Consider the following 24,759-nt stretch of genomic DNA (forward strand, 5'->3'; position numbering starts at 1 on the left):
TTGCGCCCGCCCCACCCGGACGCTCTCTCACTTAATGCGCCTTTTGCACAAACGCTCTTTCACCCCATGAAAGAGCGTTTGTGCTTAACCTGCATTAAGTGAGAGAGCGTCGCAGGGGGGTGGTGGGAGACTGGGCAGATGCGGAATCTCATCTTCGTCGTGTTCGTCGAAGCCGTGGCCGACAACGCAATTTTCCTGCGCACTGACTGGCCGCTGCACATCACCCTGGTGAGGTTCGACGTCGACAGCCCGGACGGTTCCGACCCTGCCGTCGGCGCTGCCGCACTTGCCGACGGCCCTGCCCGCAGGGCACTCGGCGCCCGCCTCACCGCAGGGGAGGACGCAGGGTTTGGCCGGAACGGTTCCGTGCCCGTCAGCCTCATCGAACCGCAGCCGGACCTCCAGGCCCTGCACGAAGAGCTGGTGGCGGCCGTTGGGAACCTCGGCGGCAAGGTCCTGACGCCCGGCCATACCCTCTCCGGCTACCGGCCCCACGTTTCGCACCACGGCGGCAGGCGGCTGAACCCGGGTGAGGAGGTGGTGCTGGACCGGATTGCCCTGGTGGACATGGCGCCGGACGGTGACCGCACCGTCCGGCGCATCCTGCGGCTGTGGGGCCAGGGGCCCGCAGCAACCGTTTAGGCGATGACGCCGTCCACCAGGGCTTTGGCTTCGGCCTGCACCTGCTTGAGGTGCTCCTCGCCCTTGAAGGACTCGGCGTAGATCTTGTAAACGTCTTCCGTGCCGGACGGGCGGGCGGCGAACCAGGCGTTCTCTGTAACCACCTTTAGCCCGCCGATGGACGCGCCGTTCCCCGGCGCTTCCGTGAGCTTGGAAAGGATCGGCTCGCCGGCCAGCTCCGTTGCCGTCACGTCCGTCGGCGAGAGCTTGCCGAGTGCAGATTTCTGCTCGCGGGTAGCGGCGGCGTCAATGCGCGCGTAGACCGGGGCGCCGAACTGGTCGGTCAGGCCCTTGTAGAGCTGGGACGGGGACTTGCCCGTGACCGCCGTGATTTCCGAAGCGAGAAGGGCCAGCAGGATGCCGTCCTTGTCCGTGGTCCAAACGCTGCCGTCCTTCTTGTTGAAGGAGGCGCCGGCTGATTCCTCACCGCCGAACGCACCCTCGCCGGAGAGCAGCCCGGGAACGAACCACTTGAAGCCCACCGGAACCTCCACCAGCTTCCGGCCGAGGCTCTCTGCCACCCGGTCAATGATCGAGGAGGACACCAAGGTCTTGCCCACCACGGAATTCGGGTTCCAGCCGCTGCGGTTGCGGTAGAGGTAGTCGATGGCGACAGCGAGGTAGTGGTTGGGGTTCATCAGCCCGCCCACCCCATCAACAACAGGTGTGACGATGCCGTGGCGGTCAGCGTCGGCGTCGTTGCCGGTGGCAATATCGAAGGCCGGCCGGCCGGAGGACGACGCATCAGCCATGCGCCGGATCAGTGAAGCCATGGCCGCGGGGGAGGAGCAGTCCATCCGGATCTTCTCATCCCAGTCCAGTGTCATGAACGCCCACTGCGGATCTACCGTGGGGTTGACCACTGTGAGGTTCAGGTGGTGGCGCTCGCCAATCTCACTCCAGTAGTCCACTGCCGCGCCGCCCATGGGATCAGCACCAATGCGCACGCCGGCCTCGCGGATGGCGTCCAGGTTCAGGACCGAAGGCAGGTCATCCACGTAGCTGCTCAGGAAGTCGAACTTGCCGGTGGTGTCGGCAGCGAGTGCGTCGGCCAGCGGTACGCGCTTCACGCCCCTCAGGCCGTTTTCGAGGAGCTCATTGGCGCGGTTGGCAATCCAGCCGGTGGCATCGGAGTCGGCAGGGCCGCCGTGCGGGGGGTTGTACTTGAAGCCGCCGTCGGCCGGGGGGTTGTGGCTGGGGGTGACCACAATGCCGTCCGCCTGGGGAGCGCCGGCGCCGGCGTTCCGGTTGTAGGTGAGGATGGCGTGGCTCAGTGCCGGGGTGGGCGTGTAGCCGTGGCGGGCGTCGATAAGGACCTGGACGCCGTTGGCAGCCAGGACCTCGAGCGCGGAGTTCTGCGCCGGCTCGCTGAGGGCGTGGGTGTCCTTGGCCAGGAACAGCGGGCCGGTGATGCCCTGCCCTGCCCGGTACTCCACGATCGCCTGCGTGATGGCAACGATGTGCTGCTCGTTGAATGACGCTTTAAGGCTCGAGCCGCGGTGCCCGGAGGTTCCGAACGCCACACGCTGGCCGGGATCACCCAGATCCGGCGTGATGTCGTAATACGCGTCAAGGAGCGCAGTGATGTCAACAAGGTCCTGGGGTTGGGCAACTGTACCCGCGCGGCTAGCCATGGCTACAGCATGCCAGACCCGGGCCGGAGTCAAAACGACCCGTCCAGAATCCGGTCGTGTGTCCCGCCTGTGACGGAACCGCGTCATCAGCCGAGTAGCCCGCCTGAGTACCGGTCCGGAAAAGTACTTATATACCGCCGCCACCGCCTCCTGTTACTTTCGGAAAAACCGGGCGGAGAGTCCGTAAGCAAAGGGCGACGACGGCCTTCCGCCGTCGAAATTCCAATGAAAGCAGGGACGGCCATGGGGGCAGGGGACGGGGCAGCGGAGCACTCCAGGCTGGCCGCCGAAAGGGTCGCGAGACTCAAACGCCGGCTCGACCAGGCCGAGCACTCCACCAAGGCATGGGATGCCGGAGCAGCAGGTGAGCGCGTGGTGGCGGAGAAGCTCAGCGAGCTCGTGCCGCGCGGCTGGTACGTGCTGCATGACGTCTATTGGCCGGGTCGGCCAAAAGCCAGCCTGGATCATGTCCTGGTGGGCCCGGGCGGTGTGGTGGTGGTGGACGCCAAGAACTGGACGGGCGAAGTGCGCGTCTCCTCCGGTGTGCTGTGGCAGGGCCGGTACGCCCGCACCCAGGCCGTGGAAGGGGCGCTTGCCCAATGCGCCGCCGTCGCCTCCGTGATGGCGCCGCCCCACCGCCGGCTGGTGCGTCCCCTGATTTGTATGGCGGCCCAACCTGATCTGTTCGGCGTGACGAACGCTGACGTGCCCGTGGCTGGTTCGCAGCGCGTTGTGGGAGCCATTGAAGCTTTGCCGCCGGTGCTGGACCAGCAGACCGTGGCGGGGCTCTATGCGCACCTTGGCCAGCAGCTCACGCACGAACAGGAACCCGGAATCACGGCGTTCCGCAACGTGCGTTCCGGCACGGTGGTGAAACCGGCCGGTGCACGCCCGGCGCCCTCGGATCCTGGAGGCGAGCCCCGGCCCGTGCCGGCTGCCCGTGTTGTGCCTCCACGTACCAGGGGCCAGGGAAATGTGCGCGGAACGGCGGCCGGCGGGCGGAATCCGGACACTCGACGGCACGGCGCGTCGGGAGCAGGAGCCCTCGCGCTCCTGGCGGCGTTCGTCATTTTCGCCGTCTACGTGCTGCCCTATTTGGGGCAGTAGACCTGCGACGGCGGCCCGGGCGTGTCCTGGCGGCAGCCTGAGGGGCCGGCGCCTTCTGTTATTCCTCCACCGCGTAAAAGTCCAGATGGAAGCCGATGTCCGTTCCGGCGCCGGTCAGCTCGATATCCTGTCCCCGCATGTAGCCGCGGATCCGGTATTGGTTGCCCGGCACCACCTTGAACAGGTGCTCGTCATTGCTCCAGCCCGTAATCGCATCTGCTCCCTCGGCGTTGGAGATCGAAAGGCTTCCATCGTCCTGGTAGCCGGTGGTTTCCCGCGAGAACGTGGGCGGCGGGTTCCCGGTGCCGCTGCTCCACTCGTACCACTTCATGATGCTCTTGCTGGTGAGGTCATCGTGTGAGACCTCCCGAATCTCAGTTCCATCCGGCCGGTACTCAGTAACGGTCACGAGGTCAAAGTAGGCTGTTCCGCGCATTCCTCCCTTCGCGGACACCACCGGCATGGCCAAGTCGGCGGAGCTGTCCTCGAGTGGAACCAGTGGGCTTTCGTAAAGGGCCCAGTCCGAGGTCCCTGCCGGAAGGGATGCGGTGCTGACGGTGCTTCCGGGCAAAAGGGTGCGTTCGGCAGGCTTGGGGTCGCCACCAGATGCACAACCCGCCATGGCCAGGACAAGGATTGCCAGCATCCGGCGGGGCAGCGGGCGCCGGGTCCTTGCCGTCAATGTGGGCCGCAGACGGCGCTCTGCGGAGGCATCTTTATCACCGCGCATATAGCCCTCCTGTATTCCAGGTACAGCCCCAGCTTATTCATCAGGTGGCGGGTATGTAAGGAAGCACCCTGGCCTTGTCTGGTCCGCCAGGTGCCGGAGCGCGGTGCGCTATTACCGCTGCGGAGAGCGCGCGCGGTGCGCGTTCCGGCGAAGCTGCAGGATGCGGGCACCACCGGCCACTGCCACCAGGACGCCACCGGTCACGCTGGCGATGAACAGTGCCATCCCCAGCGGGACAAATCCTTCCAGCCCGAAGTAGCGGACGGCCACCTGGTCCTGGTTCTGCAGGATGAAGATGATCAGGAGGATCAGCAGGATCAGGGCGGCCACGACGGCGGCCCACACCACCCCGGCACGGGTCACCCGTGGCTGGTCAGCGGCAGGCAGGGGTCCGTTTGCCGGGGTGCTCTCTGCTGCCCGCGGGCTTTGGCTTACTCCGGTCCCGGGGGCTGGGGAGTCGGCGGGGGAAGACGTTCCGGCTGAAGATGGGGCCGCGGTGTAGTTCCCGGTGCCGGGCTCCGGCTGCCGGTCCGGCGCGGGGGACGGGTAGTTCTCCGTGCTCATGCTGTTCCCTTCCTGCGGACGTGAATACTAAGCATGCTTATGGTCCCACCCTAGTCGGAGGTCTTCCTGCAGCACAACGCGGGGGAGGAGCTGAGTCCTGGAAAATCACCACGTGGCGGGATGGGGGTGGCCTGGAGCCGTCCCGACACAGCGGAAGGGCCTCCATTGGAGTCCCTTCCGTTGTCATTGACCATGCCGGCGTCAGACCCTTTCCTCGCTCCGTTCGGCTGAAGGGGTGCGCGGTGCCGGCGTCCTGCGCCAGTTCGGGAATGCCCAGAACGTATAGTTCTGTGCCTTCACCGGCTTTTCCGGTGTTTCTACCGGGCTTTCCTGCTTCGCTTCGGGTTGGCGGTCAGCTTCTTTTCTGGTGCTCCGCCCGAAGTCTTTGTTGCTGTAGGAATAACACATCACAGGCCTCCTTATGGTGACTGCCCTTTAATCGTCCTCCTGTTCGCCCACGGAGTCGAGGGATCCGTAGCATGCCCTGCAAGGAGGAGGTGCAGCTTACGCGACGCCGGAGATGAGGTCCTCGGCGTCCTGCGGCCGGTGGAACTCGCACGGCCCGTGATGCCTGAGTGGAAGCAGGCAGATCCGGCCGGTGGGCAAGTGGACCAACGCGCAGCGGCCGGTTCTGGCCAGGTCCTCCCTGACGTTGGCGTTGCTGAGGTCCCGCCTGCCCTGATACGTGGGACGGGAGGTTTCGCTGGCGGTGGTGGAATGTTCAGCGCCCATGAGAGTAACTCCTCGTTGAGTATTGGCCTTTGCAGGAACGGAACCGGTGCGGTGCTGCCAGTCTTATGCATCACGGTTACGGCAGTATTAAACCCGCGTTAGAACCAGGTCAACAAGCCCCCATCCGAGGCTTCAATAACCCAATTGATGCGCCACCTGCAGCAGGAGTTTCTCGGAACCCGAGGAACCTACGAGCTGGATACCCATCGGCAGCCCGAGGCCGGGGGCGTCGCCGGTCCAGTGGACCGGAAGGGTGACGGCGGGCAGGCCGCACACATTGACCATGGCGGACCATGGCGCGAATTCGCACTGTTTCCGGTAGTCGCCGTCGGCGTCGCCTGCCCATTGTGCCGCCGGCCAGCGGTCGCCGCCGTGCGCTGTGCCGGTGAACCAGCCCACCGGGCGCGGCGTCTGGGCGAGCGCCGGCATCAGGAGCAGGTCCCACTGCGCGTACTGCGCTACGGTGTCGCGCTCAAACTGCCGCAGGAAAGCAACCGCTTCGTTCACCTTCGCATGGCTGCGCTGCTGGGCCCGGCGGCGGAATGTCCGCGTGAGCGGCGCCAGCAGCGCTTCCCGGTGCGGACTGATCCTGGCCGTGCCCACCGGCGCCGTCCAGGCGGTGGTGAAAGCATCAGGGTAGCGGTTGTCATAGCGGATGTTCGCTTCGCTGAGCGAATGCCCCGCGTGCTCCAGAAGTTTCTCCCCCGCCCGGAGTGCGTCCAATGCCTCCTGGTCCGGAGTAAAAGGAAAGGTGCCGGACCAGGGGCTGTCCAAGGTGACGCCGATCCTTAGCCGGGGCGGCTCCTGTTCCAGCCGGGCGAGGTAGCCGCGATCCCGGGCGGACCCGGAAGGTGTGAGGGCATCCATCATCAGGGCGGCGTCGGCGGCGCTCCTGGCCAGCGGGCCGGACACCACCAGCCGGGCCGGGTCTCCCAGGCTTTCCCCGGCCGGCACCAGCCCGCGGCCCGGCTTGAGCCCCACCAATCCGCAGGCGGCGGCCGGGATGCGGATGGACCCGCCGCCGTCCGAGCCGGGCGCGAACGGAAGAAATCCGGCGGCCACCGCTGCGGCGCTTCCACCCGAGGAACCCCCGGAACTCCTGCTGGGAGCGTACGGATTCCGTGACGGCGGTGCCACGCGGTTTTCGCTGTAGGCGGTCAGCCCGAATTCGGGCACCTGGGTCTTTCCCAGGGACACGCCGCCGGCATCTTTCAGGAGCGCCACCAATGGCCCGTCGTTCACGGCAGGTTTGTGGTCAAGCGCAGCACTGCCGTGCGTGGTCACCACCCCGGCCACGTCAGTGAGGTCCTTGAACGCCAGGGGCATGCCGTGCAGGAGCGGGAGCTCCTCGACAGGAATCCGGTTTCGAAGCCTGTCGGCCGCCCGGGCATGGTCCGTGGCCTGTTCAGCCGTCACCGTGACAAACGCCCCGAGCAGGGGATTGTGCTGGTCAATCCGGCCCAGGAAGTGCGCTGCCGCTTCCGCTGAGGAGACCTCGCCTTTCCGGAGGTTGTCCCGAAGGGCGACGGCGGAAAGGTCGTGTAGTTCAGGCAAGGTACCTCGGTTCCAGGCGTTCCTCCTCCACGCCATCTCCGTTCCGGGAAGCCGTGACGACGTAGGCGCCCTTTCCGGGGACTTCGGCTACGGCCTCCACCAGTGAGGTGCCCCGGTAAACCAGCCCGACGCCGTCGTCCGTGCAGTGCGTCTCGCCCAGCGTCCCGTCCGCCACCAGCCGGTGAACCAGCGGCCGCCTTCGCTCCTCCGAGTCGTAATGCACCCCGTTGGCGTAAGGGAGGAAGGCCAGGCCATTCGTTACTGCCCGCAGTTCGGGCCCGAAGGAATCCGTGGTTCCGCCCTTGAACCAGCAGAGCGACCCGGCGGACACACCGGCCAGGACCACTCCGCTCTGCCATGCCCGGCGAAGGATATGTTCGAGGCCGTGGGCCCGCCACACTGCCAGCAGGTTCACCACCGAGCCCCCGTTGACCCACACAACGTCCTGCTCCAACAGATGCGCCTCGGGGTCGGCATGATTGGGCATGGTGAAGAGGTTCAGGTGGCTGAAGTCGAAGTCCGCCAGCCGTGCCGCTTCGTCCAGTTCTGCATGGAACGCCCGCTGGTCCCCTGCGGCGGTGCCTATATGGGTCACCTTCGGCGCCCGGCCGCTGACGCCGGAAAGTTCGACGGCGTGGTGCAGCAAAGGGCCGAACTCCAGGCGGGTGCGCATACCGGGCCTGATGCCGCCGGAAGTGGCAAGGATGGTGGGCTGCTCTGCAGGCAAAGGGCCTCCTAAAGTTTTATCCAGAAGCCTAACTTGCCGAACTTGCCGAACTTGCGGGCACGGCGCGGGCACTAGGCTTAACCCTGAACCCGATCTGCCAGACAGGACTTGCCATGAGCGATTTTGATACCGTCCGCGTCAACGACCTCCCCGCCGATGCCGCCATCCTGGATGTCCGCGAGGATTACGAATGGGTTGCCGGGCATGCTGACGGCGCCCTCCACATCCCCCTCGACCAGCTTCCCGCGCGGCTGGACGAACTCGATCCGGACCAGGATCTGTACGTCATTTGCCGCACCGGCGGCCGTTCCTTCCGCGCAGCGCAGTGGCTGACGGGCCAGGGCTACACCGCGATCAATGTCTCCGGCGGCATGGACCAGTGGCTGGAGGCCGGAAAGCCCCTGGTCTCCGACAACGGGCTCAAGCCGCTGGTTTTGTAGGGCCCCCGCGAGCTTCGCTACTTTCGGCGCCCGGCCACGGGCGCTTCCATGTCTTTAAAGGAATACCTATGCCTGCGCCCGCTGCCACCTATGCCTTCCTTGGGCCTGGGGGCACTTTCACCGAAGCAGCCCTTCTGAAGGTGCCCGGCGCTGCCGAGGCCCACCGCGTCCCGGCGTCAAACGTCAACGCCGCGCTGGACAAGGTGCGAGAGGGAGCAGTCAGTGCGGCGATGGTTCCCATCGAGAACTCAGTGGAAGGCGGTGTAACGGCCACCCTCGACGCCATTGCCACCGGTCCTGAACTGCGGATCATCCGCGAAGTCCTGGTACCCATCAGTTTTGTCCTGGTGGCCCGGCCCGGCGTAGCGCTACAGGACATCCGGCGGGTCTCAACCCACGGCCACGCCTGGGCACAGTGCAGGCTATGGATGGAGGCAAACCTGCCGGGAGCAGAATACGTGCCGGGATCGTCAACTGCCGCAGCAGCCGTGGGACTGCTGGACGCGGACTGCCACTACGACGCCGCCATCTGCGCGCCGCTTGTTGCCCGGGAACAGCCGGGGCTTTCCGCACTCGCCGAGGACATCGGCGATAACCCCGGCGCTGTTACCCGCTTCATCCTGGTCAGCCGCCCCGGCATCCTGCCCGAACGAACCGGGGCGGACAAGACCACGGTTGTAGTGCCCCTGCCCGAGGACCGGCCCGGCGCGCTCATGGAGATCCTGGACCAGTTTGCCAGCAGGGGCGTGAACCTCAGCCGGATCGAATCCAGGCCCACCGGACAGTACCTCGGGCACTACTTCTTCAGCATCGATGCGGACGGCCACCTCAATGACGCTCGCGTAACCGATGCCCTGGCGGGGCTGCACCGCATCAGTCCGGCCACCCGTTTCCTTGGCTCCTACCCCCGGGCCGATGGCCAGGAGACGCGGGTGGAGCCGCATACCTCCGACAATGCCTTCAAAGCGGCACGGCAGTGGGTGGACGGGTTGCAGCCTCCCGCGGGCCGGCCGGAAACCGGTTCCGGCCCTTCGCCCACAGCGTAGGTAATTGCACTTCCTACCACTTCCGCGGGCTGTGGACAATGCGTATGCTTACTTGATCCACATTGGGGGATGGCCCCTAACGAAGGGAGCGGGTCATGAGTACCAACAGCTCTGACAACGATGGCCAGGGAATGATCATCAATCCCCGCCCCACCGCCGACAACCAGGACTGGGACGGCGACGAGGCAGACCGGGCTGACCGCCTGCGCTTCGAAGAGGAACAGGCCATGATCCGTGAGCAGTCCGAGGCCCGCGCCGCCGCGAAAGCAGCCGCCGAGGCACACAAGGAAGCCCACGCCTGACCTTCGTTCCTCAGACCAGCAAATCCTGCCCTTTGACCCTGACCAACAGCGAACGCGGCTCCACCTGGACGGTAACCCTGGTGGCTTCTCCTGCCGTGTCGCCGTCGATCTGCGTGGGCATCGGTTCCAGGCACTTGATGACGATCCTGCCTGACCTGTAAACGGTCATGATGGGCAGCTTCCCGCTGTGCTTGAACATGATCTTTACGTACATCAGCAGCCAGCCGATGGCGCTGCGGGGGCTCATCACCACCACGTCCAGCATGCCGTCGTCGATCATGGCCTGCGGGATGAAATCAATGCCGCCGGGAACCAGGCCGCAGTTGGCGAAAAGGATGCTGCGGATGTTCCGGACCTGGTCCGGGCTGCCGTCCAGCGAGATCGAGACTTTTTTCCGCCGGCCGGGCAGGTGGCGCATACCGGCCTCGGTGTAGGCAAGCCAGCCGAACGTCTTTTTGAGGCCGGCGTTGGTGTCCGCCAGAACTTCGGCATCCATGCCGATGCCGGCGATCACCAGGAAGGCGTGCTCGGAGGACTGGCCGGTGCGGGAGTTCTCGATGCCCATCCGGGCGGTGTCGATGAAGCGCTGGTGGCCGAAGAGCGCCGTCTGCACACTGCCGTGGAGGTCGTTGACATCCAGGTTCACATTGCGGGCCAGCAGGTTGCCGGTACCCAGCGGAATAAGGCCCATCGCTACTCCGGTGCGGGCAAGGGACTCAGCCACCACCCGTACGGTGCCGTCACCGCCGCCCACCACAATGACGTCGGGCTTGTGCCGCAGCGCCGCCTGCACCTGCGAAAAGCCGGGGTCCTCCGCCGTGGTTTCGTAGATCACCGGCTCGTCCCAGCCGGCAGTCAGGCATGCGCGCTGGATGGTTGCCCTGGCTTCTTCCGACCGGGCCTTGACCGGGTTGAGGACGACGGCGACCCGCTGCTGGGTAAGCCCTGGTTCGTGCGCATCCCCGCCTACGGCACTACGCACGTGCAGCGCCTTGAGCCTGCGGACTCCCCACCAGCTGGAGACAGCGAAGGCAAGAGCCACCGCAATCAGCAGGTAGAGAATCAGGTCGCTCATGGTGGTTCAACAGTATCCCGGCGTCAGGTGCGCCGGTCCCGTACCCCGGCCCGCCGCCGTCGTACTCCTGCGGATTGGATACCCTAATGAGGTGATCGACGTAAAAGACCTCAGCGAAAACCCGGATAAGTTCCGAGCCAGCCAGCGCGCCCGCGGCGCAGACGAATCAGTGGTGGACGCGATCATCTCCGCGGACTCTGCACGCCGGGCGGCACTGATCCGCTTCGAAAACCTCCGCGCCGAGCAAAATGTATTCGGCAAAAAGGTGGCCCAGGCCAAGGGCGACGAGAAGAAGGCCCTGCTGGCCGAGGTAAAGGAGCTGGCCAACTCGGTCAAAACCGCCTCCGCTGAGGCAGACGCCGCGCAGTTGAAGCAGGAAGAACTGCTGCGCACCATTCCCAACCTCGTCGAGGACGGCGTCCCCGAGGGTGGCGAGGACGACTACGTTGTGGTCAAGACCGTTGGCACCCCGCGGGAGTTCCCGGACTTCCAGCCCAGGGACCACCTGGAAATCGGTGAGCTGATCGGCGCGATCGACATGGAACGCGGCGCGAAGGTCTCCGGCGCGCGGTTCTATTTCCTCCGCGGTGTAGGTGCCCGGCTGGAGATGGCACTGCTGCAGATGGCCATGGACCAGGCCATCGAGGCCGGCTTTGTCCCGATGATCACGCCCACTCTAGTGCGCCCGGAGACGATGCAGGGAACGGGCTTTGACGTAAAGCACGACGCCGAGATCTACCGTCTCGCCGAAGACGACCTTTACCTTGTGGGCACCTCCGAGGTTGCGCTGGCCGGCTACCACGCGGACGAAATCCTGGACTTTTCCAAGGGCCCCATCCGCTACGCCGGCCAGAGCTCCTGCTACCGCCGGGAAGCCGGATCCCACGGCAAGGACACCCGCGGCATCATCCGCGTGCATCAGTTCAACAAGGTGGAGATGTTCATCTACACCACAGTTGAGGAAGCGGCCGCCGAGCACCAGCGCCTGCTGGCCTGGGAAGAGGAGATGCTGGCCAAGTGCGAGCTGCCGTACCGGGTCATTGACACCGCTGCCGGCGATCTTGGCATGTCCGCCGCCCGTAAGTACGACTGCGAAGCGTGGGTCCCCACCCAGGCGGCGTACCGCGAGCTGACCTCGACGTCCAACTGCACCACCTTCCAGGCCCGCCGCCTGAACATCCGCGAACGCGCGCTCAATTCCGAGGGCGTGGCCAAGGGCACCCGGGCTGTTGCCACCCTGAACGGAACGCTGGCCACCACCCGCTGGATCGTGGCACTGCTGGAGCACCACCAGAATGCGGACGGCTCGGTCAACGTGCCCAAGGCACTGCAGAAGTACCTCGGCGGGCTGGAGGTCCTCCCGGTCCTGTAGGTTCGGCTGGTCCTGGGCTTCGCCCCCTCTGGCGGACTCTGCACCTGCACTTCGCCGGTGCCGGGCCCGCCAGAGGCATTTACCAACTGTTCAATAACACTGTGGCGCGCGTCCTAGCAGGATTTTGGCGGCATCTGCTCTACTTGATGGATGACTACGCTGACTGAAACCTCAGTCGCCGGCAACGATGACCGGCGAGAGAACGAAAACAAGAACGCAGCCCAAAAGCTGATGATCGCCCTGGATGTGGACGGCACGCTGGTGGACCACGACGGCCACATGACGCCGGCCGTCCGCGAAGCGGCACAGGCAGTAGTGGCAGCCGGGCACGAGGTAATGATCGCCACCGGGCGCTCCCTCAACGCCATGCTCCCCATCCTTGAGAAAATCGGCATCGAGCGCGGCTATGCGGTGTGCTGCAACGGCGGCGTGACGCTGCGGCTTCACCCGGATCTTGAAAACGGGTACGAGGTCATCCACAAGGCCACCTTCGATCCCGCTCCTGCGCTCCGTGCACTGCGCGAGCGGCTTCCGTCGGCGAAGTACGCGCTGGAGGACGAGGACGGCAACTTCCTTTCCACCGAACGCTTCCAGGATGCCAGCTTCGGCGTCGAGGCCGTTGGCGTGGATTTTCACACCATGCTCGAGGCCACGGCAGTGCGTGTGGTGGTGTTCAGCACCGAAAACACACCCGAAGAATTCACTGAGGCGATCGAGCACATCGGCCTTGCCGGCGTCACCTACTCGGTGGGCTGGACCGCGTGGCTGGACATCGCCGCTGCCGGCGTCACCAAGGCCAGCGCCCTGGAAAGCCTGCGTGGCCGCCTCGGGATCGAACAGCACCTCACGGTGGCTGTCGGCGACGGCCGCAATGACATCGAGATGCTGAATTGGGCCGGACGGGGCGTGGCGATGGGCCAGGCCCCCGAGGAAGTCATCGCCGCCGCGGACGAAGTGACTCACTCCGTGTTCGACGACGGCGCTGCCCACGTGCTGCGAAGCCTCCTCTAAAGCTGCCGGCGGAGCGCACGCCGATACGCACGGGCCCTGGCCAAGCGGACGCCCGTCGTCGGGCAGAATGGAAAGCATGACCCTTACGACGTTCGCCCTCATCCGCCATGGCCAGACCGACTGGAATGCGCAGCGCCGGCTGCAGGGATCCACAGACATCCCGCTGAACGAGGTGGGCCGGGCCCAGGCGCGGGATGCAGTCGCTGTCCTCGCGGCCTACGAATGGGACGCCATCGTGTCCTCACCCCTGGGCCGCGCAGCTGAGACCGCCGATGTCATCGCCGCGGGGCTTGGCCTCAGCGATGTCCGGCGCGTCCCCGAACTGGTCGAGCGCTGCTTCGGGCCCGCGGAAGGCATGCAAGCCGGGCCGGAACTCGATGCGATGCGCATTCCCGGTGGTTTCCGGGGCGCCGAAAGCGAGGACGAGGCAGCGGACCGCGGACTCGCAGCCCTGGAGGCTCTGGCTGAGGAATTCCGCGGCCGCCGGCTTCTCGTCGTCGCCCACGGAACGCTGCTTCGGGTGACCCTCAGCCGCGCCGTTGGCAGCACCCTCAAGAGCATTGACAACGCCGTACTGAACCTCGCACACCACCACGCGATCGACGGCTGGCAGCTTGAGTACTTCAACGGCGAACCGGTGCTGGCCGCCAGCCAGGGCTGACCCGCACCCCAGGTCAGCCGAGCAGCAGGGCGGCTCCAAGCAGCAACGGGACGGACAGCACGGAGGTGATCACCGCCGTCGACTGAACTGCAGCAAGCACGCCAACAGCGCCGCTACCGCACCTCGAGGATCAGTGCGAGCAGCCTTGCTGCGGCCGGCCGGGCAGCGTGTTCCTCGTTCCATTGCGCGCGGGCCACTGCTTTGCTGACCGCCTGGGTGGTGATGCCCAGTTCCTGGGCCACAGCCTTCTGCTGGCCGCGGACGCCCGGGGTGAGCAGGTCAAGGACCCGCCACTCAGCGCTGGAACGGTCCCGGACGATATGGCCCAGCAACCGGAGCACCGCTTCAGCGTCATGGGCGACATCGGCCAGGGGTCCCTCTACCGCCACCGGAACCCGCTCCTTGCTGTTCCGCAGCCGGTCCACTGCACGCCGGGCGTACACCAGTCCGTGACCGGAGACGTCCTTGATCTGGTTGGGCAGCGGCTTGTTGACCGGCCCAACGCCGATTCCCACGTACCAGGAGCCGCAGCGCAGTGCGATCAGCGCGGCTTCCACGGCCTGGTGCGGGCAGTCCACGATGCCCTGGACCTCGTCCTCCACGGACCGGTCAAAATCCAGGCGCGCAGGAATGTGCCGCAGGTCCTTAAGTAACTGCGGCACCCGGTCGCCGTCACGCCGGCTGTCGGTCTGGTTGATGGTCAAGGTGAACATTTGAACCAAAGACTACCCGCAGGTAGCAGAGTGGGGGCAAGCGGGGTTGCCTCGCCCGGAGCCATCTGATGCGATGGACCGACGGCCGCCTTTGGCGGCGAACCCGACGTGAGGATGGTTATGGCCGGCAGCATGGGGCAGGACGAACTCGAACTCGTAGACCGCTGGTGGCGTGCTGCCAACTACCTATCCGTGGGCCAGATATACCTCCGCTCCAACCCCCTGCTGCGCGAACCGCTGAAGGCCGGGCACACCAAGTCCCGCCTGCTGGGGCACTGGGGAACCACACCCGGGCTTAACTTCGTTTACGCGCACTTGAACCGGGTGATCCGCCGCGACTCCGCCGAGATGCTCTTTGTGGCAGGTCCCGGCCACGGCGGCCCGGCCGTGGTGGCCAACGCCTGGCTGGAAGGAACATATTCCGAAATCTACGGCCACGTAGGCAACGACGCTGACGGCATGGCCGAGCTGTTCCGCCAGTTCTCCTACCCGGGCGGCATTCCCAGCCACGCCGCTCCGGAAAGCCCCGGCTCCATCAGCGAGGGCGGCGAACTCGGTTACTCCCTGGCACACGCCTACGGTTCAGTGCTCGACAATCCCCAGCTGGTAACCGCCGTCGTGATTGGCGACGGCGAGGCCGAAACCGGGCCGCTGGCGGCCAGCTGGCACTCGCACAACTTCCTGGACCCGGCGACAGACGGCGCCGTGCTGCCCATCCTGCACCTCAACGGCTACAAAATCGCCAACCCCACCATCCTGGCGCGGATGCCCGAAGCCCAGCTGGAACAGCTCCTGCGCGGTTACGGCCACGAGCCCTGTTTCGTCACCGTGAAGGACCCGGACGACACCGCGCAGGCGCACCGGGACTTCGCCGCGGCACTGGAAATCTGCATGGACGGCATCCGCGCCATCCAGGAGTCCCGGCGGGCACAGGAAGGAGCGGAGGAAAGTGACAGCGGGGCGCCCCGGTGGCCCATGATTGTGCTGCGCTCGCCGAAGGGCTGGACGGGACCACGTGAGGTTGACGGCCTCCAGGTTGAAGGGACCTGGCGGAGCCATCAGGTGCCCCTCTCGGCCGTCCACACCAACGAGGACCACCTGCGGCTGCTCGAGGAATGGCTGCAGTCCTACCGTCCTGAGGAACTGTTCGACGGCGACGGCAGGCTCCGGCCCGAGGTCGCCCGGGGTGCACCCACCGGGGACTACCGGATGAGCGCTACGCCCCACGCCAACGGCGGCCTGCTGCGCCGCCCTTTGAAGCTGCCCGACTACCGGGACCACGCGGTCGAGGTTGCCGCCGCGGGGACGGATCGCGTCAGCCCCATGATCACCCTGGGCTCGTGGATGCGGGACGTCATCGAGCTGAACATGGAAACGTTCCGGCTGTTCGGCCCGGACGAAACTGCGTCCAACCGGCTCCAAAACGTGTATGAGGTCACGGACAAGGTGTGGCAGTACCGGATTGACGACGCCGACGAGCACCTTGCGCGCTCCGGCCGGGTTATGGAGGTGCTGAGCGAGCACTTGTGCCAGGGCTGGCTGGAGGGCTACCTGCTGACCGGCCGGCACGGTGTTTTCAGTTGTTACGAGGCCTTCATCCATATCGTCGACTCGATGTTCAACCAGCACGCCAAGTGGCTGAAGGTGCACCGCAAGCTGCCGTGGCGCCAGCCTGTGGCGTCGCTGAACTACCTGCTGTCCTCGCACGTGTGGCAGCAGGACCACAACGGCTTTTCCCACCAGGACCCGGGCTTCATAGACCATGCCGTGAACAAGAAAGCAGAGGTTATCCGCGTCTACCTGCCACCGGACGCCAATACGCTGCTGTCCGTGATGGAGCACTGCCTGGCGTCCACGGACTACGTAAACATTGTGGTCAGCGGAAAGCAGCCGTCACCGACGTGGCTCGGGCCCGCCGACGCCGCCACCCACTGCCAGCGGGGACTGGGCATCTGGGAGTTCGCCGGGTCCGAGGTGCCCGGCGAGGAGCCCGACGTCGTCCTGGCCTGTGCCGGGGACGTGCCCACTGTCGAGACGGTGGCCGCGGCCGGGCTGCTCCGCGCCGGGGTGCCCGGACTAAAGGTCCGCGTAGTGAACGTGGTTGACCTGATGCGGCTGCAGGACGAAAGCGAACATCCGCATGGCCTCCCGGCACGCGATTTCGACGGGATCTTCACCCCGGACAAGCCCGTCATCTTCGCTTACCACGGCTATCCCGCGCTCATCCATCGGCTGACCTACCGGCGCAGCAACCAGGAGGGCCTGCACGTGCGCGGCTACAAGGAGGAGGGAACCACCACCACGCCTTTCGACATGGCGATGCTGAACGGCATCGACCGGTTCCAGCTGGCCATCGACGCCATCGACCGCGTGCCCGGCCTGGCGGAAAAGCATTCGCTGCTGCGGCAGGAGCTCCAGGACAGCAGGATCCGTGCCCGTGAGCACACCCGCACCCACGGGGAGGACCCGGAGGAGATCACGAACTGGAAGCTGGGTGCCTAGCCGGGATGCTTCGCGGGGGTCGCAAGTACGCCGGCCATGACTGCTACCGGCGCCGGAACATGGTGGAAGCAGTCCGCAACGCCGTTGCCGGCAGGCCGGACCGTGCCGCGGGCCGTTCTGATGTGAGCTGCAGCGCCCCGGGTATTCCACCTTTGTCCTCGAGGTCCTCGCCCCGGGCGAAGGCTGCCCAAAGGCTGCGCATTTGCCGGCCGACGGCATCCACGTCCTCCCAGCGGGCTCCCGCGATCAGCCCCACGCCGTCCCACGTGGTCCGGTTGCCGAGGAGCAGCGGGAGATCGATGGTGTGGGCAGCGCCGAAAATGTTGCGGGGGGCATGCCAATCCAGCACGTAGCGGTGGGCCTTTCCGCCGGCCCGGGCATGGCGGCGGGCGAATTTCCGGCTCGCCCGGCCATAGACCGTTTCGGTGACCACCCAGTCGATGGCCTTGACGGCGGCGTTGCCGACCACAGGCACGCCTGCCAGCCCGTGAAGGTACGGGCTGCGCGTCAGGAAGAGCCGTGCCTCCTCGGACGTGTGTCCGATCAGCACTTCGATGCCGGGGGCTGCGCGGTTCCAGGCAGCCTCGATGTCCGCTTCCCCGGGCAGGGGTGCATGGCCGTATTGGGTCCCGAAAGGCATGGCGGCCAGCATTCCGAATTTTCGGGCCACCTGCGCTACGTGGTCCTCCCGTTCCACCACGTCCATCGCCGGGGTTTCCTCCGTGACCGCTTCCGCGGCGATGCCCATCGCGTGGTTCATTTTTGCCCGCCCGCGCGAGATGCCCAAGGGCGCACTCTGGATGATTGCCCGCTGAAACAGCGACGGTGCCTCAGGGGTTGCCATGAGATGGGCGATTGCGTCCCCGCCGGCGGACTGGCCGAAGGCGGTCACCCGGCCGGCGTCACCGCCGAAGGCAGCGATGTTCCGCTGCACCCAGCGGAATGCCTCAAGCTGGTCGAGCAGGCCCAGGTTGCCGGGCCGGCCATTGCGGGTTGCCAGGAATCCGAACAGCCCCAGGCGGTAGGTCACCGAGACCGCCACCACCCGGTTTTCAGCCGCGAGGACCGCCGGGTCGAAGATGGCCAGGTCGCCTGAACCGGTGGTGTAGGAGCCGCCGTGGATCCAGACCATTACGGGCAGGCTCTCGCCCGGGGCAAGGTCTGCGGGCATGGTGATGGAGAGGTTCTGGCAGTCCTCGCTGCCCGGAAGCTCGCCGTAGCGGGTGCCCAGGACGTCGTCGAGGAACGGCACCGGCCCTTGCGGACAGGCGGGAGCCAGGGAGGTTGCAACGTACGGCTCGGTCCAGTCAGGGGCAGGGACGGGAGCCTGGAAACGCCCGGCGGTGGCGTAGGGAATGCCGGTGGCCCGGATGACGTCGCCGTCCCGCCAGCCGGTGACCGGGCCGCAGGGCGGGCTGAAAGTTGGTGCGGAGTTCACGCACCAAGAGTTTCATATCCTGCTTGGAGGTACTGACAGACAACGACGGCGGGTGCCTGGCTTTCGCAAGTCAGGCACCCGCCGTTGTACTGCTCCGGTGAGGGGGACAGTGGATGGGCCCTCGCTGTCTGGGTTCCCTGGCCGAGCGCAGCGAGGTGAGGGGGACAGTGGATGGGCCCACGCTGTCAGGGTTCCCTGGCCGAGCGCAGCGAGGTGAGGGGGACAGTGGGGATTAGTGGCCCGTGGGCACGTAACGCTTGATGGAGGCTTCCAGCTCGGCTTCGGCGGCGGCGCGGTCGCCCCAGCCCTCGGCCTTGACCCACTTGCCCGGTTCCAGGTCCTTGTAGCGGGTGAAGAAGTGCTCGATTTCCTTGATCAGGAAGTCGCTGACGTCGCTGACTTCCTGGATGTGGTCGAAACGGGCGTCAACCGGCACGCACAGGACCTTGGCGTCTCCGCCGCCGTCGTCGGTCATGTTGAAAACGCCGATGGGGCGCGATTCAACAATGACGCCGGGGTGGAGGTCGAAGTCCTGCAGGAGCACCAGTGCGTCCAGCGGGTCGCCGTCTTCGCCCAGGGTGTTTTCGAAGAACCCGTAGTGCGTGGGGTACTGCATGGAGGTGAAGAGGACGCGGTCCAGGCGGACGCGGCCGGTCTCGTGGTCAACTTCGTACTTGACGCGCGATCCCTTGGGAATCTCGATGGTCACGTCATGCTTCATGGAATGCTCCTCGGCAATTGCAGGGGGTTCGCGGCACACTGGACGGCCTACCAAAAGGAGTGTCCGTGCCGCCGACTATTATTGAGGATATAGCGAGAGGCCCTGGAATCAGGAACTTGTGGGGATATTTCAGGACTTGAGGACCAGCACCAGCATGACCAAACCAACTGCCGGGGAGCCGCCGCCGGGCCGTATCCGCCGCAGTGTGCCAGGCGGCGTTGGCGGCCCCGGGAGGTCCTGGCCTGTGCTCTTGCTGACAGCCCTCCTTGTTGCCCTTCAGGTCCCCGCAGCCCTGCTGGTTGCCCCTGGTTTCCTGGGGCCCGAGCCCCCCGCGCCCGTTCCGCCGGCACCTGCGTGGCAGCAGCCCCCCGCCACGCTAAGTCCGGAGCAGGGACTCGAGCCGCTGGATGACAATGCGGCCGTCCCGCTGGCCTCCAGCGTCACAGCCCAACTGGAGCCCCTGTTGAAGGCCGACGGCGGCGGCAACTTCACAGGGCTGGTGCAGGATGCCCTCACCGGTCAGGTCCTCTTTGACCGGGGCGGTTCCGAGAGCCGGGTCCCCGCTTCCAACCTGAAGCTGCTCACCGCAGTGGCGGCCCTGCGCTCCCTTGGCCCCGCACACCGGTTCACCACCACTGTTGTTGCAGGTCCCGCTGCCGGGCAGGTGGTGCTTGTTGGGGGTGGTGACGTCCTCCTGGCGCCCGGGGATTCCAACGGGAACCAGGTGATGGGCCACGCGGGCCTTGCCACGCTTGCTGCCGCGGCGGTCCAGGCGCTTTCTGCAGCGGGGACAACCGGAGAGATCAAGGTCCTCGTGGATGATTCCCTCTTCACCGGCCCGGCGCTGAATCCCGCCTGGGGAAGCGGCGATGTGGCGGCCGGTGAAGTGGCGCCAATTTACCCTCTGGCATTGAACTCGGCACGCTACGACCCCGCCGTCACTACCGGGCCCCGCCCGCAGGACTCGGCCATCACGGCAGGCGAGGAGTTCGCGGCCCGGCTCCGGGCGGCAGGCGCGGCCGCGGGACTGACCGTGGCGGCCCCCGTCGAACGTTCCCCCGGCACTGGGCAGGCAGCGGGCGGGCCAGCCGGAGAAGCAGGCGGGGCAGCGCTGGCCGAAGTGGAGTCCGCCACCGTGGCCGAGCAGGTGGACCTCATGCTCCGCGAATCGGACAATTACCTTGCGGAGGTCCTCGGACGGATGGCAGCGGCAGCGGCAGGCCAGCCAGGCAGTAATGACGGGGCCACTGCCGCCGTCCGCGCGCAGCTCGCCGAAGCCGGAATCCCCGCTGATGCGGTGACGCTGGTTGACGTGTGCGGCCTGGCCATGGGAAACCAGGTCTCGGCCCGGCAGCTCGCCGAAGTGGTCCGGGTGATAACCACAGGCACGGACGAAAGGCTGCGGGCCGCCCTGGACGGGTTCCCGGTGGCCGGCCTCACCGGAACCCTGAACACCCGTTACCGTGACGACTCAACAGCCCGGGGTGCAGGGTTGGTCCGGGCCAAAACCGGCACGCTGAACACAGTGCTGGCGCTCAGCGGCTACGTGGTGGACGCCGACGGCCGCCTCCTGGTCTTCTCCTTCATAGGCAACGGGCTTACGCCGGGCGCCGCCGGCAACAGGGCGGCGCTGGACCAGGCCGCGACGGCGCTGGCGGCCTGCGGCTGCCGGTGACGCCGGACAAGGCCGTCAGGACACCGCGCCCACTTCGCGGACGTGCCGGGGTTCGCCGGTCAGCGAACTTAAGGACTATCCCGGGGCTGCTGTGGTCTGATGGGAGCTATGGAGTCCACTGCAAGTGAGTCGTCAGCCCAAACCTTGTCCAGCCAGGCATCGTCCCTGATCAACTGGGACCTCGCCGCCTCCACCGCGGCGCGGCTGGTTCCTGCCGGCCCGGTCCTGAACCAGGCGGAAATAGGTGACGCCGTGGACAGCCTTCGCCGCCTTGCGGATGCCTCGGTGGAGCACGTCCATGAGATTACCGGCCTGGAAGCGGCGCGGGACCTCCGCGATTCCACAGTGCTGGTTGTGGACCGCGCCTCATGGGCGAAAGCCAACACCCAAAGCTTCGCCGTAATGCTCAAGCCCGCCATGGAAAAGATGCTCGAGAACCGGCGCGGCACGGTGAGTCCCGCCGCGGCCAGTGTCAGCGGCGCCATCACCGGCAGCCAGCTCGGTGCGGTCCTCGCCTTCCTCTCCAGCAAGGTTTTGGGCCAGTACGATCCCTTTGCCGCCCTTGCCGAAGGTTCCACGGCGCCGTCGGGCGGGCGACTGCTCCTCGTCGCCCCCAACATCGTGGCCGTGGAGCGCGAACTGAACGTCACTCCCGAGGACTTCCGCCTTTGGGTCTGCCTCCACGAACAGACGCACAGGGTCCAGTTCGCGGCCGCTCCCTGGCTGCGGCACCACATGCTGGAGCAGATCGACGAACTCAGCGGGCATCTGCTGGGTAACGTTGACACGCTGATGGAGCGGGCCACCGCCGCTGCCCGTTCCCTGAAGGACCGTACGGGCAATGGAAACACGCCTGGACGGGGCGCCATTTTGGACCTCCTGCAGGATCCGGAGGAGAAGGCCGCCATTTCGCACCTCACCGCCGTGATGAGCCTGCTCGAAGGCCACGCCAACGTGGTGATGGACGCCGTGGATGCCAGCATCGTGCCGTCCGTGAAGACCATCCGCCAGCGGTTCAACGACCGCGGCAAGGACCGCGGCGTGGTGGAAAAGTTCATCCGCAGCCTGCTGGGCCTGGACGCGAAGATGCGCCAGTACTCCGACGGCGCCCGTTTTGTCCGTGCCGTGGTGGACGCCGCCGGAATGGACGGCTTCAACCGGGTCTGGGAGTCCGTGGACCACCTGCCCACCGAGCCGGAAATCCACGACGCCAAGCTGTGGCTCGAGCGGATGGGAATCTGATCAATACCGCGCCCCAACCCGCCCAGCGCAGCGGCCGTCTGCGGCCCGGACGGCTCGCGCCCGTGGTCGGGACGGCGCGGAAGATGCTTCAGGACGCTCTGGCCCGGGCCGGTTATCCGCGGCACGTACTGGTGGCGTGCAGCGGCGGCCCGGATTCGCTCGCCTTGGCATCGGTGGCCGCCTACTTCGCCCGTCGCGGACACGTTGACGGCCACCCCATCTCGGTGGGCGCGGTGGTGGTGGATCACCAACTGCAGGAGGGTTCTGCAGCGGTCGCGGCGGAAACAGCGGAGGTCCTGGCGGAACTCGGCCTTGCCCCCGTGGAAGTCAGGCGGGTGACGGTAGCCGGAGAAGGGCTCGGGCCGGAAGCCGCGGCGCGTCAAGCCCGGCACGCAGCGCTCGAAGCGGCCGCAGGCGCCCAGGGAGCGGACGCAGTCCTGCTGGGCCACACCCTGGATGACCAGGCCGAGCAGGTGCTGCTGGGCCTGGCCCGTGGTTCCGGCACCCGTTCGCTGGCAGGGATGAGGCCGTCGCGGGGGAAGCTGCTGAGGCCGTTCCTGGGACTCCGCCGGGCGGACACCGAGGAAATTTGTGCAGTTGAAGACCTGCGTCCGTGGCACGATCCCAGCAACTCTGACCCGGCCTTCGCCCGGTCACGCACCCGGGTGGAAGTGCTGCCGCACCTCGAGGAAAAGCTGGGTCCCGGCGTCGCCGAATCCTTGGCCCGCACCGCGTCCATCCTTCAGCTGGACGCCGACTACCTGGAGGATGTGGCAGAAGCCACCTTCACGTCACTGGTGGAGCGGAACGGCTCGGGATTAAGCCTTCCCGAGGAGGCGTTGCGCGCTCTTGCCCCCGCCATCCGGTTCCGGGTGATCGCCAAGGCAGCGGCCGGCGTCGGCGGGCAGCAGCCCAGTTACCAGCGGCTTCTGGCGGCGGAAGCGCTGCTGCGGCGGCAGGGCTCGGCCGGCCCGGTTGAGTTGCCCGGGGGAGTGGGAGTGTACAGGTTGTCGCTGGCGCAGCTTGAGGACGTACCTGCCGCGGACCGCCCTGCCGCCGCCGATCCGGACTCACCCGGTCCCCGCGGAGGCGCACGCTGTGGGAAGCTAGTATTCCGGCCTCAAAAACCGCCCGCAAAATAGTCGCACCCCGCATCTACACAGGAGCCATTGGTGGATTCAAACGACGTCCAGGCAGACCTCAAGCACGTTCTCTACACCAAGGAGCAAATCCAGCAGCGGATCACCGAACTTGCTGCCCAGATCGACAAGGACTACGAGGGCCGCGAAATCCTGATCGTGGGCGTCCTCAAAGGCGCCGTCATGGTCATGGCCGATCTTGCGCGGGCACTCCACAGCCACATCTCCATGGACTGGATGGCTGTTTCTTCCTACGGTTCGGGCACCCAGTCGTCCGGCGTTGTCCGTATCCTCAAGGACCTGGACACTGACCTGATGGGCAAGGACGTACTGATCGTCGAGGACATCATCGACTCCGGCCTGACGCTGTCCTGGTTGAAGACCAACCTGGAGTCCCGTGGTACCGCCTCAGTTGAGATCTGCACCGCCTTCCGCAAGCCCACGGCCGCGAAGGTGGAAATCGACGTCAAGTACGTTGGCTACGACATCCCCAACGAATTCGTCGTGGGCTACGGCCTGGACTACGCCGAGAAGTACCGCAACCTTGACTTCGTGGGAACCCTGGCACCGCACGTTTACGAGTAGGCTGCGCCGCGGACTTTGCCCGGGAACATTGGCATTAGGGATGTGGCCCTGGCCGCGGGGGTGTCCGTTACCACCGTTTCCCACGTCCTGAACGATGCCGCCCACGCGCGGATCAGCCCCGCGACGCGGAACAAGGTGCGGGCCGCCGCCCTGCAACTGGGCTACGGGCCGAACCGTCTGGCGCAGGCGCTCCGCAGCAGGCGCACCGGGATACTGGGGCTGGTCAGCGGGGGTACGTCCACCACCCCGCATTCCGGACGGATCATCCTGGGAGCAGACCGTGCTGCCCGGTCCCGCGGGTACACCCTGATGGTGGTCAGCAGCTCCCCATCTGACAGTCGGGAGTCCCGGGAAGCGGACGTGGAGGAACTGCTGGGGCGGCAGGTGGACGGTGTCCTTTACGCCTCCGCGTGCAACCTGGCCGGAGAGGCCCCGGCTAGTCTCGCCAAGGTGCCGGCTGTCCTCGTGAACGCCGTCGGCGCCGGCGCTGGCTTCCCCTCGGTGGTTCCGGACGAATGCGGCGGCGCGCGAACCGCCGTCGAAACCCTGCTTGCTGCCGGGCATACCCGCATCGGCTTTATCAACAACGCAGCGGAGGTTCTCTCTGCGCGGGAGCGGCTGCGTGGTTACCGCGGCGCCCTCATCACCGCCGGGCTCGACGGCGGCTCGGCGGCTGTGGAGGCAGCTCCGGCCGACGCAAAGGGAGGTTACGAGGCGGTCCGGAGGATCCTCGAATCCGGCAACCCGCCGTCGGCCCTGTTTTGCTACAACGACGAAATGGCGATGGGCGCCTACCGGGCTGCCGCCGAGCTGGGACTGTCCATTCCTGCCGACCTTTCCGTTGTTGGCTTCGAGGACCTGCAACTGATTGCCGCCAACCTGCACCCGGGGCTGACCACCGTGGCCCTGCCCCACTACGAGATGGGCGCTTGGGCCGCGGAACGGCTGGTGGAAACAGTGGAAGAGGACTCCGCAGCTGACGAGGCAGTCACCGAACCGGTCCTCCTGGACTGCCCGCTGGTGCCGCGCGGGTCCGTGGCAGGACCCCGGACCTAGGGCAGCGAAGGGTCCTGCCCTGGGCGGCTCCAGTACGCCCAGAGGGAACTTT

At 66.5% G+C, this 24,759-nt stretch carries 24 protein-coding genes; 14 read left to right on the forward strand and 10 right to left on the reverse strand.

What is annotated here, in order from left to right; all coding sequences use genetic code 11:
- Positions 1–138 precede the first annotated feature (138 nt).
- The gene (locus AC5RVN_RS14290) at positions 139–642 is read left to right on the forward strand and encodes a 2'-5' RNA ligase family protein (protein ID WP_494040383.1); all 504 of its coding nucleotides are present in this window, start codon (positions 139–141) and stop codon (positions 640–642) included.
- Here the strand turns inward: AC5RVN_RS14290 and pgm are convergent.
- Positions 639–2,315 (reverse strand): phosphoglucomutase (alpha-D-glucose-1,6-bisphosphate-dependent), encoded by a 1,677-nt coding sequence (gene pgm, locus AC5RVN_RS14295; protein ID WP_494138366.1) that lies wholly within the window; start codon positions 2,313–2,315, stop codon positions 639–641. The genes AC5RVN_RS14290 and pgm overlap by 4 nt on opposite strands.
- Positions 2,316–2,540: 225 nt before the next feature.
- On the opposite strand from pgm, the gene AC5RVN_RS14300 reads away from it, so the two are divergent.
- Complete coding sequence (locus AC5RVN_RS14300; RefSeq protein WP_494105716.1) at positions 2,541–3,422, forward strand: nuclease-related domain-containing protein; 882 nt, start codon at positions 2,541–2,543, stop codon at positions 3,420–3,422.
- 58 nt (positions 3,423–3,480) lie between these two features.
- Here AC5RVN_RS14300 and AC5RVN_RS14305 read toward each other — a convergent pair whose 3' ends face one another.
- The 5 genes from AC5RVN_RS14305 to AC5RVN_RS14325 all read right to left on the reverse strand — a co-directional run bounded on the left by AC5RVN_RS14305 (position 3,481) and on the right by AC5RVN_RS14325 (position 7,729).
- Positions 3,481–4,152: a hypothetical protein gene (locus tag AC5RVN_RS14305; protein WP_494138367.1), complete on the reverse strand. Its 672-nt coding sequence runs from the start codon at positions 4,150–4,152 to the stop codon at positions 3,481–3,483.
- Between the two features lie 111 nt (positions 4,153–4,263).
- Positions 4,264–4,716 (reverse strand): LapA family protein, encoded by a 453-nt coding sequence (locus tag AC5RVN_RS14310; protein WP_494040387.1) that lies wholly within the window; start codon positions 4,714–4,716, stop codon positions 4,264–4,266.
- A gap of 504 nt (positions 4,717–5,220) precedes the next feature.
- The gene (locus AC5RVN_RS14315; RefSeq protein ID WP_494040388.1) at positions 5,221–5,448 is read right to left on the reverse strand and encodes a hypothetical protein; all 228 of its coding nucleotides are present in this window, start codon (positions 5,446–5,448) and stop codon (positions 5,221–5,223) included.
- A 132-nt stretch (positions 5,449–5,580) separates the two neighbouring features.
- A complete protein-coding gene (locus tag AC5RVN_RS14320) occupies positions 5,581–7,002 on the reverse strand; it encodes an amidase (protein WP_494138368.1) in 1,422 nt (473 codons plus the stop codon).
- Positions 6,995–7,729 (reverse strand): Type 1 glutamine amidotransferase-like domain-containing protein, encoded by a 735-nt coding sequence (locus tag AC5RVN_RS14325; RefSeq protein ID WP_494138369.1) that lies wholly within the window; start codon positions 7,727–7,729, stop codon positions 6,995–6,997. Before AC5RVN_RS14325 ends, AC5RVN_RS14320 begins: the two co-directional genes overlap by 8 nt.
- Positions 7,730–7,842: 113 nt before the next feature.
- On the opposite strand from AC5RVN_RS14325, the gene AC5RVN_RS14330 reads away from it, so the two are divergent.
- The 3 genes from AC5RVN_RS14330 to AC5RVN_RS14340 all read left to right on the forward strand — a co-directional run bounded on the left by AC5RVN_RS14330 (position 7,843) and on the right by AC5RVN_RS14340 (position 9,517).
- Positions 7,843–8,169 carry a rhodanese-like domain-containing protein gene (locus tag AC5RVN_RS14330; protein ID WP_387548349.1) on the forward strand — a complete coding sequence of 109 codons (327 nt, stop codon included), beginning with the start codon at positions 7,843–7,845 and terminating at the stop codon, positions 8,167–8,169.
- Between the two features lie 68 nt (positions 8,170–8,237).
- Positions 8,238–9,215 (forward strand): prephenate dehydratase, encoded by a 978-nt coding sequence (pheA, locus tag AC5RVN_RS14335; RefSeq protein WP_494138370.1) that lies wholly within the window; start codon positions 8,238–8,240, stop codon positions 9,213–9,215.
- Positions 9,216–9,310: 95 nt separating this feature from the next.
- Positions 9,311–9,517 carry a hypothetical protein gene (locus AC5RVN_RS14340; RefSeq protein ID WP_494040392.1) on the forward strand — a complete coding sequence of 69 codons (207 nt, stop codon included), beginning with the start codon at positions 9,311–9,313 and terminating at the stop codon, positions 9,515–9,517.
- A gap of 10 nt (positions 9,518–9,527) precedes the next feature.
- Here AC5RVN_RS14340 and AC5RVN_RS14345 read toward each other — a convergent pair whose 3' ends face one another.
- Complete coding sequence (locus AC5RVN_RS14345; RefSeq protein ID WP_494138371.1) at positions 9,528–10,592, reverse strand: diacylglycerol/lipid kinase family protein; 1,065 nt, start codon at positions 10,590–10,592, stop codon at positions 9,528–9,530.
- Between the two features lie 91 nt (positions 10,593–10,683).
- On the opposite strand from AC5RVN_RS14345, the gene serS reads away from it, so the two are divergent.
- The 3 genes from serS (at position 10,684) to AC5RVN_RS14360 (ending at position 13,636) form a co-directional block, all read left to right on the forward strand.
- Entirely contained in the window at positions 10,684–11,964 is a 1,281-nt protein-coding gene (serS, locus tag AC5RVN_RS14350; protein ID WP_494138440.1) for a serine--tRNA ligase, read from the forward strand.
- Positions 11,965–12,114: 150 nt separating this feature from the next.
- Positions 12,115–12,975, forward strand: coding sequence for an HAD family hydrolase (locus AC5RVN_RS14355; RefSeq protein ID WP_494040394.1), 861 nt, complete (start codon positions 12,115–12,117; stop codon positions 12,973–12,975).
- Between the two features lie 76 nt (positions 12,976–13,051).
- Complete coding sequence (locus AC5RVN_RS14360; protein WP_494138372.1) at positions 13,052–13,636, forward strand: histidine phosphatase family protein; 585 nt, start codon at positions 13,052–13,054, stop codon at positions 13,634–13,636.
- A gap of 113 nt (positions 13,637–13,749) precedes the next feature.
- Here AC5RVN_RS14360 and AC5RVN_RS14365 read toward each other — a convergent pair whose 3' ends face one another.
- Positions 13,750–14,349: a hypothetical protein gene (locus AC5RVN_RS14365; protein ID WP_494138373.1), complete on the reverse strand. Its 600-nt coding sequence runs from the start codon at positions 14,347–14,349 to the stop codon at positions 13,750–13,752.
- 120 nt (positions 14,350–14,469) lie between these two features.
- Between AC5RVN_RS14365 and AC5RVN_RS14370 the strand changes: the two genes are divergently transcribed.
- Entirely contained in the window at positions 14,470–16,851 is a 2,382-nt protein-coding gene (locus AC5RVN_RS14370; RefSeq protein ID WP_494138374.1) for a phosphoketolase family protein, read from the forward strand.
- A gap of 43 nt (positions 16,852–16,894) precedes the next feature.
- On the opposite strand, the gene AC5RVN_RS14375 is transcribed toward AC5RVN_RS14370, so the two are convergent.
- Together AC5RVN_RS14375 and AC5RVN_RS14380 are read right to left on the reverse strand one after the other, a co-directional pair.
- On the reverse strand, positions 16,895–18,289 hold the full coding sequence (locus tag AC5RVN_RS14375; RefSeq protein ID WP_494138375.1) for a carboxylesterase family protein: 1,395 nt from the start codon (positions 18,287–18,289) through the stop codon (positions 16,895–16,897).
- 232 nt (positions 18,290–18,521) lie between these two features.
- Entirely contained in the window at positions 18,522–19,010 is a 489-nt protein-coding gene (locus AC5RVN_RS14380) for an inorganic diphosphatase (RefSeq protein ID WP_104044131.1), read from the reverse strand.
- Between the two features lie 154 nt (positions 19,011–19,164).
- Here AC5RVN_RS14380 and dacB point away from each other — a divergent pair, with 154 nt between their 5' ends.
- From dacB to AC5RVN_RS14405, 5 genes are all read left to right on the forward strand, one after another.
- Positions 19,165–20,685 carry a D-alanyl-D-alanine carboxypeptidase/D-alanyl-D-alanine endopeptidase gene (dacB, locus tag AC5RVN_RS14385; protein ID WP_494138376.1) on the forward strand — a complete coding sequence of 507 codons (1,521 nt, stop codon included), beginning with the start codon at positions 19,165–19,167 and terminating at the stop codon, positions 20,683–20,685.
- Positions 20,686–20,793: 108 nt separating this feature from the next.
- Positions 20,794–21,927 (forward strand): zinc-dependent metalloprotease, encoded by a 1,134-nt coding sequence (locus tag AC5RVN_RS14390; protein ID WP_494040400.1) that lies wholly within the window; start codon positions 20,794–20,796, stop codon positions 21,925–21,927.
- 83 nt (positions 21,928–22,010) lie between these two features.
- On the forward strand, positions 22,011–23,069 hold the full coding sequence (gene tilS, locus AC5RVN_RS14395) for a tRNA lysidine(34) synthetase TilS (RefSeq protein WP_494138377.1): 1,059 nt from the start codon (positions 22,011–22,013) through the stop codon (positions 23,067–23,069).
- Between the two features lie 30 nt (positions 23,070–23,099).
- A complete protein-coding gene (gene hpt, locus AC5RVN_RS14400) occupies positions 23,100–23,651 on the forward strand; it encodes a hypoxanthine phosphoribosyltransferase (RefSeq protein WP_041651844.1) in 552 nt (183 codons plus the stop codon).
- 15 nt (positions 23,652–23,666) lie between these two features.
- The gene (locus AC5RVN_RS14405) at positions 23,667–24,707 is read left to right on the forward strand and encodes a LacI family DNA-binding transcriptional regulator (protein ID WP_494040402.1); all 1,041 of its coding nucleotides are present in this window, start codon (positions 23,667–23,669) and stop codon (positions 24,705–24,707) included.
- Positions 24,708–24,759: the final 52 nt, after the last annotated feature.

It is taken from the genome of Arthrobacter sp. sptzw32 (assembly GCF_059089735.1).

What these genes read in the sequence shown, in the direction of transcription:
- AC5RVN_RS14290 (WP_494040383.1), top strand. Translation starts at nt 139, where the DNA reads ATGCGGAATCTCATCTTCGTCGTGTTCGTCGAAGCCGTGGCCGACAAC.
- pgm (WP_494138366.1), bottom strand. Translation starts at nt 2,315, where the DNA reads ATGGCTAGCCGCGCGGGTACAGTTGCCCAACCCCAGGACCTTGTTGAC.
- AC5RVN_RS14300 (WP_494105716.1), top strand. Translation starts at nt 2,541, where the DNA reads ATGAAAGCAGGGACGGCCATGGGGGCAGGGGACGGGGCAGCGGAGCAC.
- AC5RVN_RS14305 (WP_494138367.1), bottom strand. Translation starts at nt 4,152, where the DNA reads ATGCGCGGTGATAAAGATGCCTCCGCAGAGCGCCGTCTGCGGCCCACA.
- AC5RVN_RS14310 (WP_494040387.1), bottom strand. Translation starts at nt 4,716, where the DNA reads ATGAGCACGGAGAACTACCCGTCCCCCGCGCCGGACCGGCAGCCGGAG.
- AC5RVN_RS14315 (WP_494040388.1), bottom strand. Translation starts at nt 5,448, where the DNA reads ATGGGCGCTGAACATTCCACCACCGCCAGCGAAACCTCCCGTCCCACG.
- AC5RVN_RS14330 (WP_387548349.1), top strand. Translation starts at nt 7,843, where the DNA reads ATGAGCGATTTTGATACCGTCCGCGTCAACGACCTCCCCGCCGATGCC.
- pheA (WP_494138370.1), top strand. Translation starts at nt 8,238, where the DNA reads ATGCCTGCGCCCGCTGCCACCTATGCCTTCCTTGGGCCTGGGGGCACT.
- AC5RVN_RS14340 (WP_494040392.1), top strand. Translation starts at nt 9,311, where the DNA reads ATGAGTACCAACAGCTCTGACAACGATGGCCAGGGAATGATCATCAAT.
- AC5RVN_RS14345 (WP_494138371.1), bottom strand. Translation starts at nt 10,592, where the DNA reads ATGAGCGACCTGATTCTCTACCTGCTGATTGCGGTGGCTCTTGCCTTC.
- AC5RVN_RS14355 (WP_494040394.1), top strand. Translation starts at nt 12,115, where the DNA reads ATGACTACGCTGACTGAAACCTCAGTCGCCGGCAACGATGACCGGCGA.
- AC5RVN_RS14360 (WP_494138372.1), top strand. Translation starts at nt 13,052, where the DNA reads ATGACCCTTACGACGTTCGCCCTCATCCGCCATGGCCAGACCGACTGG.
- AC5RVN_RS14365 (WP_494138373.1), bottom strand. Translation starts at nt 14,349, where the DNA reads ATGTTCACCTTGACCATCAACCAGACCGACAGCCGGCGTGACGGCGAC.
- AC5RVN_RS14370 (WP_494138374.1), top strand. Translation starts at nt 14,470, where the DNA reads ATGGCCGGCAGCATGGGGCAGGACGAACTCGAACTCGTAGACCGCTGG.
- AC5RVN_RS14380 (WP_104044131.1), bottom strand. Translation starts at nt 19,010, where the DNA reads ATGAAGCATGACGTGACCATCGAGATTCCCAAGGGATCGCGCGTCAAG.
- dacB (WP_494138376.1), top strand. Translation starts at nt 19,165, where the DNA reads ATGACCAAACCAACTGCCGGGGAGCCGCCGCCGGGCCGTATCCGCCGC.
- AC5RVN_RS14390 (WP_494040400.1), top strand. Translation starts at nt 20,794, where the DNA reads ATGGAGTCCACTGCAAGTGAGTCGTCAGCCCAAACCTTGTCCAGCCAG.
- tilS (WP_494138377.1), top strand. Translation starts at nt 22,011, where the DNA reads ATGCTTCAGGACGCTCTGGCCCGGGCCGGTTATCCGCGGCACGTACTG.